Genomic DNA, 17,196 nt, shown 5'->3' with positions numbered 1-17,196 from the left:
GCTGCCTGTAGTGCCTCATCGGTACCCCTGAATGGGTTTGGGGTGAGAGCCACCCATTCTACGGCGGCAGCTGACCCACCCTCTATCCGTTCAGGCGTTGCGCTTATTCTGTGAATTCAGGGGAGATAACTGCCCATGCGGGCATCCACCCGTTCGATGGGGGAGGAGCGGAAACGCTCCGGATCGTCGGGGGAGGCGGTGAGGAGGCGGTCTGAGTTCAGGCCCTCGGCCACCGGCCGGAAACCGCCCCCGTCCACCGCATCCAGGGAGGGGGCAACCCCCTCCCCGGCGGCCATGGGCGCGCCGCCGCCACCGGGGCGGTCGGAGAGGGACTGCACCCCCAGCAGGACCGCGGCGGCCACCACAGCCGCCATGGCCACGCCGGCCGCGGGCCGGGCCAGGCGCCCATGGCGCACCCACCACCCGGCCCGGGGCACGTCCTCCTCCTCGATGGCCTGCATGATGCGTCGGGAGAAGTCCGGCGGCGCCAGGGGACCCGTTCGATCACGCAGGAGATCCCCGATCAGATGGTAGCGGGACCATCGCGCCAGGGTCTCCGGGTCCCGTTCCAGTTCATCCACCAGGCGGCGGACTTCGAAGGCCTGGGCCTCGTCATCGGCCAGCGCGGAGAGACGTTCCTCTTTAGTGGCAGTCATGGGACTTCTCGCGTCTTTTGGAATCCGGTTTATTCCAGCAGGGGCCGCAGGGTCCGGTCGATGGCCTCGCGGGCGCGGAAGATCCGCGAACGCACGGTCCCGATGGGACAGCCCATGGCCTGTGCAATCTCTTCGTAGCTCATGCCTTCCAGCTCGCGAAGGGTGATGGCGGTCCTCAGATCCTCCGGCAGGGCCGCGATGGCCTCCTGCACGGCAATACGTATCTCGTCGGACAGCAGTTCCCCTTCCGGGGTTGCATATTCCTTGAGTGCGGATTCGCCGCCCATCTGCTCCGCGTCCTGGGCATCCACCTCGAAGTCCGGCGTGCGCCGCCCCTGGGAGACCAGGTGATTCTTCGCGGTGTTGATGGCGATCCGGTACAGCCAGGTATAGAACGCGCTCTCCCCCCGGAAGTTCGCCAGGCCGCGGTAGGCCTTCACGAAGGCCTCCTGCGTCACATCCAGCGCAGTGGAGGGATCGTGCACATAGCGGGAGACCAGATTCACGATCTTGTGCTGGTATTTCTGGGCCAGCACATCGAACGCCTTCCTGTCCCCGGACTGGACGCGCCTGACCAACTCCTCGTCGGTGATGTTATTGCCCATACGGGCATTCCCCCCCTGGGGGCACGTCCTGTACCCTACCTGCGATGGACATGAAAACCCTCGTGAAGTTCGTGCATATTGGACGGACCCAAGGGCCCGCACGGGGATTTCCCTCCGAGACCTGTCATGGATCATTCTTTTCCCGGTCCCTCCGGGACCCGTTCGGAGCGGTCCCGGAGTGCAGCCCCGCGCTGCATGGATGCCATGCAAAGTGGTGACAAAATAACCCAGATCCTGAAGGCGCCTCAAGAAAGTCCCTGTCCCCCCGGGATTTCGCGCCCTCATTGATTCTTGCGGCACGGACGGCATCCCGGCCCTCCCGTGGCCCGGTAGCCCCCGGCCTGACCCAAGAAGGAGAATCCACACCCATGCAAGAGCATGCACAAAGCTCCCACCACCATGGCGGGGATGTCCTGATCATCGGCAGTGGTGCGGCCGGACTGAGCCTTGCCCTGCATCTGGCCCATGAGCAACGGGTCATGGTCCTGAGCAAGGGACCCATCACCGAGGGCAGCACCCTCTATGCCCAGGGCGGTGTTTCCGCGGTGCTGGACCAGCAGGACTCGGTGCAGGCCCACGTGCGCGACACCCTGGAGGCCGGGGCCGGCCTGTGCGAGGAGGCGGCGGTGCAACAGACCGTGTCCCATGGCCCCGAAAGCATCCAGTGGCTGCTGGACCTGGGCGTGCCCTTCACCCGGGAACCCACCCCCGATGGCCGCGTGCAACTGCACCTGACCCGCGAAGGCGGCCACAGCCACCGCCGCGTGGTGCACGCCGCCGACGCCACCGGCCGCGCCATCGAGATGACCCTGGTGGAGCAGGTGCGCCGGCACCCCAACATCCAGCTGTTCGAGAACCATATCGCGGTGGATCTGATCACCACCCGCAAGCTGGGCCTGTCCGAGCCCCGCTGCCTGGGGGCCTATGTGCTCAACCTGGACACCCAGGGGGTGGAGATCTTCCAGGCCCCCGCGGTGGTCCTGGCCAGTGGCGGGGCCAGCCGGGTCTATCTCTACAGCAGCAACCCCAACGGCGCCACCGGCGACGGCATCGCCATGGCCTGGCGGGCGGGCTGCCGCGTGGCCAACATGGAATTCATGCAGTTCCATCCCACCTGCCTGTATCACCCCAAGGCCAAGTCCTTCCTCATCTCCGAGGCCGTGCGCGGCGAGGGCGGACGTCTGCTGCTGCCGGACGGGTCCCCCTTCATGCACCGTTTCCACCCCCGCGCCGAACTGGCCCCCCGGGACGTGGTGGCGCGGGCCATCGACCACGAGATGAAGCGCCTGGGCGTGGAGTGCGTGTACCTGGACATCTCCCACCAGCCGGCCGATTTCGTGAAGGGGCATTTCCCCACCATTTACGAGCGCTGCCTGGAGTACGGCTTCGACCTCACCCGCGACCCCCTGCCGGTGGTGCCCGCCGCCCACTACACCTGCGGCGGCGTGATGACCGACCTGAAGGCCCGCACCGACCTGCCGGGGCTCTATGCCGTGGGTGAGGTGGCCTATACCGGCCTGCACGGGGCCAACCGCATGGCCAGCAATTCCCTGCTGGAATGCCTGGTCTTCGCCCGGGAAGCCGCCCGGGACATCGGCGCCCGCGCGGACCAGGCCGAGCCGGCGCCCCCGATCCCCGCCTGGGACGAGAGTCGCGTCACCGATTCCGACGAGGAGGTGGTGGTCTCCCACAACTGGGACGAACTGCGCCGCTTCATGTGGGACTACGTGGGCATCGTGCGCTCCGACAAGCGCCTGCAACGGGCCCTGCGCCGCATCGAGCTGCTGCAGGGGGAGATCCACGAGTACTACAGCAACTTCCGCGTCAGCAACGACCTGATCGAGCTGCGCAACCTGGCGCTGGTGGCGGAGATCATCATCCGCAGCGCCCTGAGCCGCCGCGAGAGCCGGGGGCTGCACTACACCATCGATTATCCCGACCGGGATCCGGCCCTGGAGGGGCGGCCCACGGTGATGGACCCGGCGGGTACGGGCTGATCCGCCCGGGGCGTGGCCGCCCCCTGCCGTCCCCGCCGGCAGGGGGCCGGAAGGCCCCGTCACCGGGGCCGGAACAGGTGTTCCCGGTAGTGGCGCAGTTCGGCGATGGAATCGCGGATGTCCTCCAGGGCCTGATGCGAGGCCCCCTTGGAGAGTTGGTTCAGCACCTCCGGCGCCCAGCGGCGGGCCAGCTCCTTGAGGGTGCTTACGTCCAGGTTGCGGTAGTGGAAGAAGGCCTCTAAGTCGGGCATGCAGCGGTAGAGGAAGCGCCGGTCCTGGCAGATGCTGTTGCCGCACATGGGGGAGGTGCGCGGCGGCACGTAATCCTTGAGGAAACGCAGCGTGGCCTGTTCCGCGTCCACCTCATTGTAGATGCTCTCGCGCACCCGTGCGATGAGCCCGGATCTTCCGTGGGTGCTGTGGTTCCAGTCGTCCATGCGGCCGAGGATCTCCTCGCTCTGGTGGATCGCAATCACCGGCCCTTCCGCCAGGACATTCAGGTCCTTGTCCGTGACGATGGTGGCGATCTCCAGGATGTAATCCGCCTGTGGATCCAGACCGGTCATCTCCAGGTCGATCCAGACCAGGTTCTCCGGATTCGGGTTCATGGGGGTCCTTATCTGTCGGTTGGGGGAGACGGCCCGGTCGCGGCGAACGCCAGGGCCGGTGAACAGTCTACATGCACAGGGCGATCCGTTTCGAGGCGCCCTCCGGTCCGGGACCGGACATCCACCTCGATGCGCGCAGCGCAGGAGGTTCCCCGATGCATACCGATCTGCACACCCGCCATTGCACCCCCTGCGAGGGGGGCACCCAGCCGCTGGAACCGGAAACGGCCCGGGAACGGCTGCAGGCCCTGGATTCCGAGTGGTCGCTGGACGAGGAAGGCCGCGGCCTGAGCCGCACCCTGCGCTTTAAGGACTTCCACCACACCATGGCCTTCGTCAACGCCGTGGCCTGGATCGCCCACCGCCAGGACCATCACCCGGACCTGGAGGTGGGGTACAATACCTGCCGGGTGCATTTCAGCACCCACGCCATCGGCGGACTGTCGGACAACGACTTCATCTGCGCCGCCCGGGTGGACCGCCTGTTGCAGGATTGAAACAGCGGGGCCCCGGGCGGGATGGCCGCATCCCATCCATCGGCCCGGGAGCCCCATGACCGACCCCCAAAACGGCCGGGTGGTGACCCGCTTCGGATCGCAGATGCTGGTGCGGGACGAGGCGGGAGAAATCCACCGCTGCACCGCCCGCCGCCGCCTGGAGCACGCGGTGTGCAACGACCATGTGCACTGGCACCGGGATCCCCAGGGCCATGGCGTGGTCACCCGCATCCTGCCCCGGCGCAACCTGCTGGAGCGCATGGACCCCCGCAGCCGCAAACGCAAGCGCGTGGCCGCCAACCTGGACCAGGTGGCGGTGGTGGTCGCCCCGGACCCGGAACCCAACTGGTCCCTGGTGGACCGCTGCCTGGTGGCCATCGAGCAGCTGCCCGCCCGGGGAATCATCGTCCTCAACAAACGGGATCTGCTGCGGGACGGGCCACCCCCGGCGCCGCTGTCGGAATACCGGGACCTGGGCTATACCGTGCTGGCGCTGAGCACCCAAGACGGCACGGGCCTGGAGGTCCTGCGGGAGACCCTCTCCCGGGGCACGGGCATCCTCGTGGGGCAGTCGGGGGTGGGCAAGTCCTCCCTGGTGAAGGCCCTGCTGCCGGATCTGGAGATCCGCATCGGGGCCCTGTCGGCCATGGGCGGCGAAGGCGGCCGCCACACCACCACCAATGCCACCCTCTACCGCCTGGATACCGGAGGGGATCTCATCGACTCGCCGGGGGTGCGGGACTTCACCCCGCCCCCGGCCTCCCCCCGGGAGGTGCTGCAGGGGTTCGTGGAACTGCGGGAGCTGGCCGCCGGCTGCCGCTTCCACGACTGCAGCCATACGGTGGAACCGGGCTGTGCCGTGCGCGCCGCGCTGGAATCGGGCCGGGTGAGCCCGCGGCGTTTCGCCAGTTACCGCGCGCTCATCGAAGAGACGGGGTAAGGCGCCGGCATCAGCCGGCGGGCCAGGCCATCTGCCGCCCGCCCAGAAGGTGCAGGTGGAGGTGATACACCGACTGCCCGCCGGCGGGGTTGCAGTTGATGACGGTACGGTACCCGTCTTCGGCGATCCCCTCCTGCCGCGCCAGCTGTGCGGCCACCTGGTGCATCCGTCCGATCAGGGCGGTATCCGCGTCGGAGAGGTCGTTGAGGGTGGCAATGTGGCGCTTCGGGATCACCAGGATATGCACCGGCGCCTGGGGATTGAGGTCGCGAAAAGCCAGGATCCCGTCGTCCTCGTAGACCGAGTCCGCGGGGATCTCGCCCTGGGCGATGCGGCAGAAGATACAGTCCGTCATGGGTTTCCTCTGAAGAACGCTGCCTGCGGCACGCGCCGTGCCGCATGATCAGTATTCCCGGCGGCCCTCAAAGGCATGGGAGAGGGTCCCCCGGTCCACGTATTCCAGGCCGCCCCCCAGGGGCACGCCGTGGGCGATGCGGGTGGTACGGATCCCCCGCTCGCGGGCCATCTCACCGATGTAGTGGGCGGTCACCTCCCCCTCCACCGTGGTACCGGTGGCGAGGATCAGTTCGCCGACCCCCTCCCGGGAGAGACGGGCCTCCAGCCGGTCCAGCCCCAGTTCCTCCGGTCCGATCCCGTCCAGGGGCGAGAGCTGCCCCAGGAGGACGTGATAACGGCCCCGGAATCCCGTGGCCTGCTCGATGGCCAGTACGTCCGCGGGGGTCTCCACCACGCAGATCACCCGGCCGTCGCGCCCGGGATCGGCGCAGATGGGGCAGACCTCGGCCTCCGTCAGGGTGCGGCAGACCCGGCAATGTCCGATACGCTGCGCCGCCTCCTGCAGCACACCGGCCAGGCGCAGGGCCCCCGGCCGGTCCCGCTCCAGGACATGGAGGGCCATACGCTGCGCCGACTTGGGGCCCACCCCGGGCAGGCAGCGCAGGGCCTCCACCAGCTGATCCAGCAGCGGCGCCGCGCTCATGGGATCAGAACGGCATCTTGAAGCCCGGGGGCAGGCCCATGCCCTGGGTGACATTGGAGAGATGCTCGCGGCTCATCTCCTCCACCTTCTGCACGGCGTCGTTCATGGCCGCCGTCATCAGGTCCTCCAGCATGTCCCGGTCTTCCTCCAGCAGGCTGGGGTCGATGCTCACCTTGCGCACCGCGTGCTTGCCCGTCATGGTGACGCTCACCATGCCCCCGCCGGCAGAACCCGTCACCTCCATCCCGGCCAGCTCCTCCTGGGCCTTGGCCATGTCCTCCTGCATCTTCTGGGCCTGCTTCATCAAGTTGCCAAGTCCGCCTTTCAACATGTCGCTACCCTTGTATTCTCGCTCGTGTAAAAAACCCGTAGTTTAACAGGTCGTCCGGGGCGGGGGGGCTAGTCCTCCTGCCGCGGGCGCACCGATCCGGGTACCAGTTCTGCATCGAAGGTCTCCATCACCCCCCGCACCACCGGATCCTCGCGGATGGCGCGCTCCGCCGCCTGCTGGCGTTCCGCCTGGTGGCGGGCCTGGCGCGCGGCCGGGGTCTCCCCTTGGGTCTCCCCCACCTGGATCCGCACCCGCATCGCCTCCCCCAGTACGGAGCGCACCGCGGCCTCCAGCTTCTCCCGGGAGCGTTCGGTGTTCAGGTGCCCGTGGGCGGCATCCAGACCCAGGACCAGCTCCCCCGCCTGCCGATCCATCAGGGCGCAGTGCCGGGCCAACTCCCCGGCCAGGCCCGTGAGCCCCAGGCGACCGGCGAGATGATCCCAGTCCAGGGGACCGCCATGGGGATCCTCCGGCTGCGCCCCTCCCTGCCCGGCGTCCCCGTCCCTGGATGCCGTGGCGGGGGCGTCCGCCGCCGGGGCGGCGGGGGGCGGTGTCGTAGCCGAGGCGGTGGACTCGGATCTTGGCCCGGGGGTCTGCGGGGGGGCGCCCCGGCCCGCGCCCTGCCCCGCCGGCCCTGCCGCTACCGCCTGCCCGTCCGGGGACCGGGACTGAGAGGTGGGTTCGGTATCCGCCGGACGAAAGGCCAGCATGCGCAGCAGGACCATCTCCAGGCCGAGCCGGGGATCCGGGGCCAGGGGCAGGTCCCGACCACCCACCAGGGCGATCTGATAGAAGAGTTGCACCGTACCCGGATCCAGGGCGTCGGCCAGCTCCCGCAGCAGGCCCGTGTCCGCCTCCAGGCTCTCCAGGGCACCGGGCACCTGTTGTACCACCGCCACGTGGTGCAACAGGGCCACCAGTTCCGAGAGCACCGCGGCATAGTCCGGGGCCTGGGCCGAAAGCGCCGCCACGGCATCCATGAGGGCGCGGGCGTCCCCCGCCGCCAGGGCGCGGAGGATGCCGGCCAGGTGCTCGCCGGAGATGGCCCCCAGCATCTCCCGCACCTCCGCCTCGCGCAGGCCGCCGCCGCCGTAGCCGATGGCCTGATCCAGCAGGCTGAGGGCATCGCGCATGCTGCCCGCGGCGGCGCGGGCCAGTTGCTTCACCGCACCGGCCTCGGCGGAGAGCCCCTCCCGTTGCACCACCCCTTCCAGGTGATGGGCGATCATCTCCGGGGGCATGGCCTTGAGGTTGAACTGCAGGCAGCGGGAGAGGACCGTCACCGGCAGCTTCTGGGGATCGGTGGTGGCCAGCAGGAACTTCACATGCTCCGGCGGCTCCTCCAGGGTCTTGAGCAGGGCGTTGAAGCTGTGGGTGGAGAGCATGTGCACCTCGTCCACCAGATAGACCTTGAAGCGCCCGCGGGTGGGGGCGTAGGGGACGTTCTCCAGAAGCTCGCGGGTGTCCTCCACCCGGGTGCGGGAGGCGGCGTCCACCTCGATCAGGTCGACGAAGCGTCCCTCGTCGATCTCGCGGCAGGCGCTGCAGCGGCCGCAGGGCTCAGGGGTGATGCCGGTCTCGCAGTTGAGGCACTTGGCCAGGAGACGGGCGATGGTGGTCTTGCCCACGCCCCGGGTGCCGGTGAAAAGGTAGGCATGGTGCAGGCGCTGCTCCCTTAGGGCATTCACCAGGGCACGGACCACGTGGGGCTGCCCCACCAGCTCGTCGAAGGTGCGGGGGCGCCATTTGCGGGCCAGGACCTGATAGCTCATGGGCGTCTTCGGGGAATGGCGGAGGGAGGCAGGCCCGTCACGGCCTCGAAAGGGCGGCAACCCGCACCAGCCACACCCCGGCGCCCAAGTCCACTGCTACCGTTGCTCCCTTCCGGGCCTGGCGGGGTTCGCAGCTTATTGTCGCGGGGGGACCGATGCGGGTCACCATGGACAGGGTCTTACAGGCACGCTTGCGCTGCAAGGGGTCGGATTATGGGCGTGCGGCCAGAGGAGCGTCAAGCATGCCCCAGTTCATGGATGCGCAGCCGGGCATCGTCCACCGCCCCCCGGGCCACGTCCAGCAGGTGACGATGGTGGGTGAAGAGCAGGACCTGCCCCCCTTCGGCAAACGCCGCCAGGGCCCGCAGGACACGGGCGGCACGGTGGTCGTCCGTGGTCACCAGGACATCGTCCAGTACCAGGGGCATCGCCCCTCGCCCCGCCCCGTGCAGCTCCAGGGCCGCCAGGCGCAGGGCCAGGTAGAGCTGGTCGCGGGTGCCCTCGCTCAGGGCGTCCACCTCCACCCGCCGGTCATCCCGGCGCACCGCCCGCAGCACCGGCGGTTCCCGGGTGTCGTCGGTCTCCAGGCGCGGGTAACGGCCGTGGGTCATGAGATGGAAATGGCGGGAGGCGGCCTCCACCATGGGACCCTGGGAGCGCTCCCGGAAACGTTCCCGGGCCTGTTGCAACAGGGCGTGGGCGAGGCGCAGGCGGACCCAGGGATGCACGGCGGCCGCCATGCCCGCCGCCGCCGACTCCATGGCCTCGCGGGCACGGGCGGCCTCGCCGGAGGTGTCCACCGCCTCCAGGGCACGCCGGGCCGCCTCCTCCCGCTGCCGGGCCGCCTTTACGTCCGCCTCCAGGCCCTCGATGCCGGCGCGGCAGCGGGCCTGTTCCGACTCGATGGCCGCCAGGTCCAGCCCCTCCAGGCTCGTTCGCAGATCCGCCTCGGGGCGCGCCGAACTGCGGGAGAGCCGTGCCTCCAGCCGGCGCAGTTCCTCACGGGCGCCGCGCTTCTGGGCGGCGCGGGCCTCCATCTCCGGCAGCTGCGCACGGGGGACCCCGGCGGCGGCCGCCAGGGATTCCAGCACCGCCTCCTGGCGCTGGCGGATCTCCTCGGCGCGGGCCGCATCCGCCCGCGCCCGGACCTGTTCCTGCTCCAGGTTGCGGCGCTGCTGCTCCCGCTCCCTGGCGGTGCGCAGCCGGTCCCGGAGTCGGGCCGCCAGGTCCTCGGGGTCCCCGGGCTCGGGCTCCTGCAGCAGCCGGGCCAGGTCCCGGGCCCGGTCCGAGAACGCATCCACCAGGGCCTGCTGGCGGTCCTGCCCTTCCCGCAGGGCCTCCAGATCCGCCTGCAGCCGTCCCAGTTCATCCAGCTCCTCCAGACGGGCCCGCACCGCTGCCGGGTCGGCATCCGCTGGCAGATGCAGGCGGCCGTGCCAGGCGGCCAGGGTGCGGGCATACCCGTCACGGCGGGCCTGCAGTTCCTCCATCTCCGCCTGCAGGGATTCCCGTTCCCGCTGCCGTTGCCGGGCGGCGCGGCGGCGTTCCTCGTGGCGGGCCTCGAAGGCGGTGGCCTGTTGCTCCCAGGTCGCCGCCGCCTCGATCAGGGCCCCCAGTTCCGTCGTGGAAGGGGGTTGTCCCAGGGTCTCGAGGGCGGTCTTGAGCTCCCGCACCGCCGCCTCCCGGGCGGCGGCCTCCCGGTTGCGCTGCACACGCTGGCGCTCCAGACGATCCTGGGCCTCCAGCACCGTCTCCCGGCGCTGTTGCCACTGGCGCAGGGCTGCGGGCTCCAGGGAGGGGAGACCGCGTTCTTTGAGGATCGCCCGCCAGCGTTCCCGGTGCGCCTCCCGGGCCGCCTGCAGTTGCCGGCGCTCCGCCTCGATCTCCCCGAGCCGGGCCTCCATGCGGGCGATGCGCGCCCCGCATTCCTCAATGCCGGCGGCGCGGGTGGCGTCGACCCGCAGCAGGTCTGCCTGGTGATCGGCCTGGTCCACGGCCTGTTCGAAGGCGCGCACCGGATCGCCGCCGGTCTCGTGTCCCTGGAAGGCCTCGCCGGGATCCGCCGAGCGCTCCACCCAGACCCGGCGGATGCCCGCCCAGAGGGCATCGCGGCGGGCACGGGCGGTGCGCAGGGTCTGCGCTGTCACCACCTCCCCCCCGGCGGTCAGTTGTTGTCGGCGCAGGCGCTGTTCCTCCAGTTCGCTGCGTAACGACCGTTCCTCCCGATCCAGACGTTCCTGCTCTGCTTCATGGCCGTCCACGCTGCGCCCGGCGGCGTCCATCTCGGCCGCCAGCAGGGGGCGCGCCCCGCGCAGGGCCCCGCAGTCGCCCGAGCCCAGCTCCTCCAGGGCCCGGATCTGCGCCTGCGCCAGGGTATCGATGGCCGCATCCTGCTCCTGCAGGCGGGCATCCACGTCCCCCAGGGCCCGGGCCCGCTGCAGGGCCTGCACCAGGGCCTCCCGGGCGGCGGTGTCCGCCTGCGTCCGGTCCGTTTCGGCGTCCCGCTCCTCCTGTTCCAGCTGTTGCAGACGTTGGCGCCGGTCCTGCAGACGCTGCACCAATCCGGGAAGGGCCTCCAGGGCCGCGTCCAGGGCCACCCGGTCCGCCTCCGAGGGCCGTGCCTGGAGCAGGTCCGGGGCCCCGGCCCCGGGGGCGATGCGCTCTGCCCGTTGTTCCAGACGCTGTTCCAGATCCCGGCTGCGGGCCCGCTGCCGGCGCAGTTCCGTGTGCGCCTCGGCCACGGTATCCAGACGCGCCGCCAGACGCTCGATGGCGTCCGCGTGCTGCAGTAGACGGTTCTCCACGGTCAGTGCGGCAAGGCGCCGGGCACATTGGACCTCCCGGTCCCGGGCCTCCTGTACATCGCTGGCGGCCCGCTCCAGGGCCTGCTGCGCCGCCAGGCGGCGATCCCGGGCATCCTCGGGCAGATCGGGGACCCGGGCGAGCCCGTCCAGTTGACGGCGCAGGCCGTCCAGGTCCTGCAACAGCGGGGCCACGGTGCGCAATTCCGCCAGTTCCCGTTCCCGGCGGCGCCCGGCCTCCAACTCCTCCTCCAGGGCCTGCAGGGCCTCCGCCGCACTGCGGTGCTCCCGCTGCAGCTGCTGCCACTGGGCCGGGCGGGTCTGGGCCGAACGCAGCAGGCGGCGCTGCGACTCCATCTCGTTCCACGCCCGGTTGATGACCGGTTGCGTGCTGCGCCCGTGGGGATTGAAATAGGCCTTGGCATCCGCCTCCAGACGCGACAGCACCCCGGGGATCCCCCGGGTGCCGGCACTGGCCTCGAACAGGGCCGCCCCCAGTTCCCCACGGCCCTCCAGCAGTTGTTGCCCCCCCTCCCGCAGGCGGGCGTGATCCAGCCCGAACATCTGCTCGAACTCGCGTCTTCCGAGGCCTCCGGTGAGGGCCCGCTCCTGCTCCGGTGTGGCCGCTTCCGGGGTCTTGGGACAGACCAGATCCTGCGGCACCTGCTGCAGGGTGTTGCGGTTGCCCTTGCGCCGGGACAGGGCCACGGGACGGCCTTGCTCGTCCTGGAGGAGCGCGCTGATGCGCAGGCGGTCATAGGTGTGCAGGAAGGCATCCGGCGTCTTCGCCGGGATGCCGAAGCGCAGGTCGGCCATGGCCCGCAGCAGCGAGGACTTGCCCGCCTCGTTGGGGCCGTGGATCAGATGCAGGCCGTCCACCTGTCCCGCCTCGCCGAACACCAGTTCCGTGTCCGTGAACGGTCCGAAGGCCTCCAGTCTCAGGCGGATCAGTTTCATTCCGTTTCCCCCTCCCCGTCCTCCAGGCGCGCCCGCACGGTGGCCTCCGCGTCCAGCAGCAGCGCGCGCAGTCCTTCGGGGTCCTGCAGGGTGTCCAGCAGACCGGGGTCCACCTCGGCGGGCAGGCGCTGGCGCAGTTCTGCGAGCTGCGCCTCCACCAGGGTCCGGGCCGCCCCGGGATCCGCCAGCAGGGCATCCACCTGGCGCACCAGTTCCCCCACGGCATCGTCCCGCGCCGCCGCCACGGCCCGGTCCACGGGGGACGCCCGCAGCCAGTCCACCCGCTCGATCCAGACATCGATGCCGTCCAGGTCCTGGGCTGCGGCCCGCACCTGGGCCTCCAGGGTGCCCGGCACCCGGGCCTCCAGGTGGTGCAGCCCCTCCCCGGCCCCGGCCAGGGTCACGCGCACGGCATGCAGGCGCTCGTCCCCCGGGGGCAGGGCCGACCCCAGGCTTCGGGTCACCGTCCGGCCCAGGGGGACGAGGTCCTCCACCCCGTGCAGATCCACCCGCAGGCGGTGCCAGCGCACCTCGTCCAGTTCCAGGGGCTCCACCTCCACCCCGGCCGGGGTCACCCGCACCCGTTCGCAGCCCTTGGGTCCGGTCTCGTTGGCGTGCCGCCCCTGGAGGTTGCCCGGAAAGACGATCCAGGGGGTCTCGCTCACCACCTCCCGGGTGTGGACATGCCCCAGGGCCCAGTAGTCATAGCCCCGCGCGGCCAGGGTCGCCGCGTCGGTGGGGGCGTAGCGGTCGTGTCCGGGGCGGCCGCCCAGGCTGGTGTGCAGCAGGCCGATGTTGAAATACCCCGGCACGGGATCCGGATAGGCGGGCACCCAGTCCTCCTCCACCGCCCGGTCCGGAAAACTGCGGCCGTGAAGGGCCACCTGCAGGGGATCCAGGCGGTGGGTCTCCGGCCGGCGGCTGGAGAAGACGGTGACATTCTCCGGCCAGGGCAGCTGGCGGGTGATCACCCCCTGGGCGTCGTGGTTGCCCAGGATCATGAACACCGGGATCCCGCCCCGGTGCAGGCGCACCATCTGCTCCCGGAAGAAGAGGCCGGTGTGGAAATCCTGCCAGTCCCGGTCGAAGATATCCCCGGCCAGGAGCACGAAATCCACGCGCCGGGCCAGGGCGGCGTCCACCAGCCGTTCCAGGGCCGCACGGGTGGCGTTGCGCAGCCGTTCCACCGGCGCCCCCTCGTAGCGGTCCAGGCCCCGCAGGGGGCTGTCGATGTGCAGATCCGCAGCGTGCAGGAACTCCATGGCCTACCCCCGTTCCTTGCGTCGTGTCATCCCCCCGCCCTCGCGGACCTGTGCCGCGTTTGCCGAACTGGTACCATGAACCCCTTCGAACAACCCGGTATCCCCCGCATCATGATTGCATCCCGTCCCGATGATCGTCGCCATCCCACCGTCCCGGTCCGCGTCGGCCACGTCGTGGTCGGCGGGGACGCCCCGGTGGTCATCCAGTCCATGACCAACACCGACACCGCCGACGTGGAGGCCACGGTGGCCCAGGTGGCGGAACTGGCCCGCGCCGGCTCGGAACTGGTGCGCCTCACGGTCAACACCGAGGAGGCGGCGGCGGCCATCCCCCGCATCCGCGAGCGTCTGGATGCCATGGGGGTGGACGCCCCCCTCATCGGCGACTTCCACTTCAACGGCCACCGCCTGCTGAGCCGCCATCCCGCCTGCGCCGAGGCCCTGGCCAAACTGCGCATCAACCCGGGCAACGTGGGCCGCGGCGCCAAGCGGGACAGCCAGTACGCCGAGATGATCGAGATGGCCTGCCGCCATGACAAGCCGGTGCGCATCGGCGTCAACTGGGGCAGCCTGGACCAGGAACTGCTGGCGCGCATGATGGACGAGAACAACCGCCGCGGGCAGCCCCTGGACCCGGACGCCGTGCAGCGGGAGGCCCTGATCGAATCGGCCCTGGGCAGCGCCGCCCGGGCCGAGGAGATCGGCCTGGGGCACGACCGCATCCTCCTCTCCTGCAAGGTGAGCGGCGTGCAGCCCCTGATCCGGGTCTACCGGGACCTGGCGGCCCGCTGCGACTACCCCTTGCATCTGGGTCTGACCGAGGCCGGCATGGGGGTCAAGGGCATCGTCGCCTCCACGGCGGGCCTGGCGGTCCTGCTGCAGGAGGGCATCGGCGACACCATCCGGGTCTCCCTCACCCCGGAGCCCGGCGCCTCCCGCAGCAAGGAGGTGCAGGTGGCCCAGGAGATCCTGCAGAGCCTGGAGCTGCGCCGCTTCACCCCGGCGGTGGTGGCCTGCCCCGGCTGCGGCCGCACCGCCAGCGACTACTTCCAGCACCTGGCCCGGGACATCCAGGACTACATCCGTGAGCGCATGCCCGAGTGGCGCGGCCGCTATCCCGGGGTGGAGGACATGACCGTGGCCGTCATGGGCTGCGTGGTCAACGGCCCGGGGGAGAGCAAGCACGCCGACATCGGCATCAGCCTGCCGGGCACCGGCGAAACCCCCGTGGCCCCCGTCTACGAGGACGGCGAGAAGACCGTCACCCTCAAGGGGGAGGACATCGCCCGGGAGTTCCAGCAACTGGTGGACCGCTACGTGCAGCGCCGCTACGGGCAGGGGGGGTGACCCCCCTCCCCGTTCACCCGGCGGCCCGCCCCGCCAGGCGGGTCAGCTCCCGCGCCGCCAGGGCCACCAGGGCCTTGAACTCGCCCGCTGTGGGGGCATCCAGGGCGCAGTCCAGGGAACGCCGGTCGGCATAGACCAGGCCCTCGGCCCGCTCCCCGGCGAACACCGAGTGCATGAGAAAGCCCCGCACCCGGATCAGATGCCGCAGCCCCTCCGGCACCCGTGGCCAGATGTCCTCGCGGTTGCCGTCGTGTAACCAGAAGGCCGAGGGCCGCTGCATCACCACCGACACCAGGTGCCCCCCGTTCAGATCCACCTGAAAGCGGTCGAACTCCGGTTCATGGTCCGCCCCTTCCACCCGTTCCGCCTCCAGGCGCTCGCCGTTTTCGTCGAGGCGGGCGAAGACCACCCGGTTCAGCCCCAACCCGCGGTGCAGACCATCCAGGAGGGTATCCAGCACCGCGTCCCGGTCCTCCAGGGTCCCGGCGGCCAGCCGTTGCCGGGCCCGCTCCAGGCAGTCCCGCCTCGGCGCCAGGCAGAGGCCGGGGGGGAGCACGGCGCATACCGATGCCGGCGGGGATTCCGGATCCAGGCCGCCCAGGGGATCCATGGCGTAGAGCTCGGCATAGCGGTTGAAGTCCTCCGTGGCGACGTTGATCTGCCCGATCAGCTCCTCCGGACCGCATTCCAGATACGCCGCCGCCTGCTGCAGCCGTATCCCGGCCTCGGCACGGGTCCAGCCCTCCAGGGCATCGCGGGCCAGTTCCGCCGCCAGCATCACCCCCAGGGCCCGGGGATGGCGGGCATTGGCAGGGCAGGTACACTCCTGCACCATGGCGGGCAGTTCCCAGCGCAGCGCCAGGCGGTGCCCCACCGCCTCCAGGCTCACGTCCAGGGCGACGTATTCCGCCTCGTTGGGGTAGACGTCGCTGCGGCGCACCAGATCCAGATAGCGGGCGATGCGGCGTTCGTCGTGCACCGCGAACAGGAGTTCCCCGAGGCCGTAGAGCAACCCGGCCAGGCCCACCTCCGGGGGGATCATGTCGTGGCGCAGTTCCCCCCACCCCTCCGCCAGGAGACCGGCGAAGGCGCAGCGGGCGGCGAGGAAGCGGTAGCGTTCCGCCGCCGCCGGTGGCAGGACCTGGTCCACCCGGGGCTGTTCCCGGACCCGTTCCATCACACGCCGCAGACCCAGCATCATGACCGCCTCGTCCAGGGATACCACCGGGTTGCGGAAATGCCGGTGGGGGATCTGGTTGGCCGCACGGATGAGCCGTAGGGAAAGGCCTGGATCCCGCTGCACCAACCGGCCCACGGCGCGCATGCTCAGGGTCTCGTCCTCCGCCACCGCGGTGAGCAGGGACGGCGTACTGGACAGGAGGGGCAGGTCCACCCCTTCCAGTTCCCGTACCCAGGCCTCCAGGCGTTCATTGTCCATGCAGGGGTCTCCCGCAGTCTGATGTGTGACGCAATTCATGATTTGCCATGATTCGGTTATTATGGCCGTGTCCGTCCATCTCAAGCCAGCCCGGACAACGGGAACAATCGGGAAAATCCGCTCGTGAATCTCATTATCGGCGCCATTGTGGTCATCGTCTCCGTCTTCGGAGGCTGGATGCTGCACGGCGGGCAATTGATCCTCGTCTGGCAGCCCTACGAATTCATCATCATCATTGGGGCGGCGCTGGGGGCCTTTCTCATCGCCAACCCCATGAAGACGGTACTGGAGGCCTTCAAGACCGTCCCCAAGCTGCTGGGGGGGGCGCCCTACAAGAAGCAGGACTACCTGGACCTGCTCAGCCTGATGAACGATCTGTTCACCAAGGCCCGCAAGGAGGGCCTGATGGGGATCGAGGAGGACATCGAGGAACCGGAGAACAGCCCCCTGTTCGAGAAGTATCCCCGGGTCCGCAAGAATCATCACGCGGTGGAATTCATCTCCGACTACATGCGCCTGGTGGTGAGCGGCGCGATGAACCCCTTCGAGCTGGACAACCTCATGGACATCGACCTGGAGACCCATCACGAGGAGGTGGCCGGCCCCGGCCATGCCGTGATGCGGGTGGCCGACGGTCTCCCCGCCTTCGGTATTGTCGCCGCCGTGCTGGGGATCGTGAACACCATGAAGGCCCTGGACGGGCCCATCGATCAGATCGGCGGGCTCGTGGCCGCGGCCCTCATCGGCACCTTCACGGGCATCCTGCTGGCCTACGGTTTCGTGGGCCCTGTCGCCTCGGCCATGGAACGCCGGGCCGAGGAACAGACCAAGTTCCTGTCCTGCCTCAAGGCCTGCATCCTGGCCAACGTCCAGGGCTACAGCCCCCAGGTGGCCGTGGAATTCGGCCGCAAGGCCATGCCCTCCACCCTGCGCCCCAGTTTCACCGAACTGGAGGAATACCTGCGGAACAACAAGGGATGATGCG

15 protein-coding genes and 1 other RNA gene are annotated in these 17,196 nt (G+C 70.0%); 5 read left to right on the top strand and 11 right to left on the bottom strand.

Annotation, left to right across the window (positions count from 1 at the left end; translation table 11 throughout):
• Window positions 1–116: 116 nt before the first annotated feature.
• The gene (locus CKO33_RS01115) at window positions 117–656 is read right to left on the bottom strand and encodes a sigma-E factor negative regulatory protein (RefSeq protein ID WP_200178390.1); all 540 of its coding nucleotides are present in this window, start codon (window positions 654–656) and stop codon (window positions 117–119) included.
• Window positions 657–685: 29 nt separating this feature from the next.
• Window positions 686–1,261, bottom strand: coding sequence for an RNA polymerase sigma factor RpoE (rpoE, locus tag CKO33_RS01110; protein WP_200178388.1), 576 nt, complete (start codon window positions 1,259–1,261; stop codon window positions 686–688).
• A gap of 368 nt (window positions 1,262–1,629) precedes the next feature.
• Between rpoE and nadB the strand changes: the two genes are divergently transcribed.
• On the top strand, window positions 1,630–3,258 hold the full coding sequence (gene nadB / locus CKO33_RS01105; protein WP_200178386.1) for an L-aspartate oxidase: 1,629 nt from the start codon (window positions 1,630–1,632) through the stop codon (window positions 3,256–3,258).
• A 59-nt stretch (window positions 3,259–3,317) separates the two neighbouring features.
• Here nadB and orn read toward each other — a convergent pair whose 3' ends face one another.
• Complete coding sequence (gene orn, locus CKO33_RS01100; RefSeq protein WP_200178384.1) at window positions 3,318–3,866, bottom strand: oligoribonuclease; 549 nt, start codon at window positions 3,864–3,866, stop codon at window positions 3,318–3,320.
• A 155-nt stretch (window positions 3,867–4,021) separates the two neighbouring features.
• Between orn and CKO33_RS01095 the strand changes: the two genes are divergently transcribed.
• Together CKO33_RS01095 and rsgA are read left to right on the top strand one after the other, a co-directional pair.
• Window positions 4,022–4,363, top strand: a complete 342-nt coding sequence (locus CKO33_RS01095; RefSeq protein WP_200178382.1) for a 4a-hydroxytetrahydrobiopterin dehydratase — start codon at window positions 4,022–4,024, stop codon at window positions 4,361–4,363.
• Window positions 4,364–4,418: 55 nt separating this feature from the next.
• Complete coding sequence (gene rsgA, locus CKO33_RS01090) at window positions 4,419–5,303, top strand: ribosome small subunit-dependent GTPase A (protein ID WP_200178380.1); 885 nt, start codon at window positions 4,419–4,421, stop codon at window positions 5,301–5,303.
• Between the two features lie 10 nt (window positions 5,304–5,313).
• On the opposite strand, the gene CKO33_RS01085 is transcribed toward rsgA, so the two are convergent.
• The 7 genes from CKO33_RS01085 to CKO33_RS13785 all read right to left on the bottom strand — a co-directional run bounded on the left by CKO33_RS01085 (window position 5,314) and on the right by CKO33_RS13785 (window position 13,426).
• Window positions 5,314–5,658 carry a histidine triad nucleotide-binding protein gene (locus tag CKO33_RS01085; RefSeq protein ID WP_200178374.1) on the bottom strand — a complete coding sequence of 115 codons (345 nt, stop codon included), beginning with the start codon at window positions 5,656–5,658 and terminating at the stop codon, window positions 5,314–5,316.
• Window positions 5,659–5,706: 48 nt separating this feature from the next.
• Window positions 5,707–6,303, bottom strand: a complete 597-nt coding sequence (recR, locus tag CKO33_RS01080) for a recombination mediator RecR (protein ID WP_200178373.1) — start codon at window positions 6,301–6,303, stop codon at window positions 5,707–5,709.
• Window positions 6,304–6,307: 4 nt separating this feature from the next.
• Window positions 6,308–6,634: a YbaB/EbfC family nucleoid-associated protein gene (locus CKO33_RS01075; RefSeq protein WP_090485708.1), complete on the bottom strand. Its 327-nt coding sequence runs from the start codon at window positions 6,632–6,634 to the stop codon at window positions 6,308–6,310.
• A 68-nt stretch (window positions 6,635–6,702) separates the two neighbouring features.
• Complete coding sequence (gene dnaX, locus CKO33_RS01070; RefSeq protein WP_200178372.1) at window positions 6,703–8,406, bottom strand: DNA polymerase III subunit gamma/tau; 1,704 nt, start codon at window positions 8,404–8,406, stop codon at window positions 6,703–6,705.
• A 61-nt stretch (window positions 8,407–8,467) separates the two neighbouring features.
• Window positions 8,468–8,564: signal recognition particle sRNA small type (gene ffs, locus CKO33_RS01065), an RNA gene on the bottom strand.
• Window positions 8,565–8,642: 78 nt separating this feature from the next.
• A complete protein-coding gene (locus tag CKO33_RS13790) occupies window positions 8,643–12,164 on the bottom strand; it encodes an ATP-binding protein (RefSeq protein ID WP_200178371.1) in 3,522 nt (1,173 codons plus the stop codon).
• Window positions 12,161–13,426 (bottom strand): metallophosphoesterase family protein, encoded by a 1,266-nt coding sequence (locus tag CKO33_RS13785; RefSeq protein ID WP_200178369.1) that lies wholly within the window; start codon window positions 13,424–13,426, stop codon window positions 12,161–12,163. Before CKO33_RS13785 ends, CKO33_RS13790 begins: the two co-directional genes overlap by 4 nt.
• Window positions 13,427–13,537: 111 nt before the next feature.
• Between CKO33_RS13785 and ispG the strand changes: the two genes are divergently transcribed.
• Window positions 13,538–14,773, top strand: a complete 1,236-nt coding sequence (ispG, locus tag CKO33_RS01050; RefSeq protein WP_200178367.1) for a flavodoxin-dependent (E)-4-hydroxy-3-methylbut-2-enyl-diphosphate synthase — start codon at window positions 13,538–13,540, stop codon at window positions 14,771–14,773.
• Between the two features lie 13 nt (window positions 14,774–14,786).
• On the opposite strand, the gene CKO33_RS01045 is transcribed toward ispG, so the two are convergent.
• Window positions 14,787–16,211, bottom strand: a complete 1,425-nt coding sequence (locus CKO33_RS01045) for an HDOD domain-containing protein (RefSeq protein ID WP_200178366.1) — start codon at window positions 16,209–16,211, stop codon at window positions 14,787–14,789.
• A 123-nt stretch (window positions 16,212–16,334) separates the two neighbouring features.
• On the opposite strand from CKO33_RS01045, the gene motA reads away from it, so the two are divergent.
• Window positions 16,335–17,192 (top strand): flagellar motor stator protein MotA, encoded by an 858-nt coding sequence (motA, locus tag CKO33_RS01040; RefSeq protein ID WP_200178365.1) that lies wholly within the window; start codon window positions 16,335–16,337, stop codon window positions 17,190–17,192.
• Window positions 17,193–17,196 lie beyond the last annotated feature (4 nt).

The organism is Ectothiorhodospira mobilis (assembly GCF_016584115.1).
Taxonomy (GTDB): domain Bacteria; phylum Pseudomonadota; class Gammaproteobacteria; order Ectothiorhodospirales; family Ectothiorhodospiraceae; genus Ectothiorhodospira; species Ectothiorhodospira mobilis.
Note: the sequence above shows the minus strand (reverse complement) of the source record. Positions and strands in the feature narration are given on the sequence as shown.

What these genes read in the sequence shown, in the direction of transcription:
- CKO33_RS01115 (WP_200178390.1), bottom strand. Translation starts at nt 656, where the DNA reads ATGACTGCCACTAAAGAGGAACGTCTCTCCGCGCTGGCCGATGACGAG.
- rpoE (WP_200178388.1), bottom strand. Translation starts at nt 1,261, where the DNA reads ATGGGCAATAACATCACCGACGAGGAGTTGGTCAGGCGCGTCCAGTCC.
- nadB (WP_200178386.1), top strand. Translation starts at nt 1,630, where the DNA reads ATGCAAGAGCATGCACAAAGCTCCCACCACCATGGCGGGGATGTCCTG.
- orn (WP_200178384.1), bottom strand. Translation starts at nt 3,866, where the DNA reads ATGAACCCGAATCCGGAGAACCTGGTCTGGATCGACCTGGAGATGACC.
- CKO33_RS01095 (WP_200178382.1), top strand. Translation starts at nt 4,022, where the DNA reads ATGCATACCGATCTGCACACCCGCCATTGCACCCCCTGCGAGGGGGGC.
- rsgA (WP_200178380.1), top strand. Translation starts at nt 4,419, where the DNA reads ATGACCGACCCCCAAAACGGCCGGGTGGTGACCCGCTTCGGATCGCAG.
- CKO33_RS01085 (WP_200178374.1), bottom strand. Translation starts at nt 5,658, where the DNA reads ATGACGGACTGTATCTTCTGCCGCATCGCCCAGGGCGAGATCCCCGCG.
- recR (WP_200178373.1), bottom strand. Translation starts at nt 6,303, where the DNA reads ATGAGCGCGGCGCCGCTGCTGGATCAGCTGGTGGAGGCCCTGCGCTGC.
- CKO33_RS01075 (WP_090485708.1), bottom strand. Translation starts at nt 6,634, where the DNA reads ATGTTGAAAGGCGGACTTGGCAACTTGATGAAGCAGGCCCAGAAGATG.
- dnaX (WP_200178372.1), bottom strand. Translation starts at nt 8,406, where the DNA reads ATGAGCTATCAGGTCCTGGCCCGCAAATGGCGCCCCCGCACCTTCGAC.
- CKO33_RS13790 (WP_200178371.1), bottom strand. Translation starts at nt 12,164, where the DNA reads ATGAAACTGATCCGCCTGAGACTGGAGGCCTTCGGACCGTTCACGGAC.
- CKO33_RS13785 (WP_200178369.1), bottom strand. Translation starts at nt 13,426, where the DNA reads ATGGAGTTCCTGCACGCTGCGGATCTGCACATCGACAGCCCCCTGCGG.
- ispG (WP_200178367.1), top strand. Translation starts at nt 13,538, where the DNA reads ATGATTGCATCCCGTCCCGATGATCGTCGCCATCCCACCGTCCCGGTC.
- CKO33_RS01045 (WP_200178366.1), bottom strand. Translation starts at nt 16,211, where the DNA reads ATGGACAATGAACGCCTGGAGGCCTGGGTACGGGAACTGGAAGGGGTG.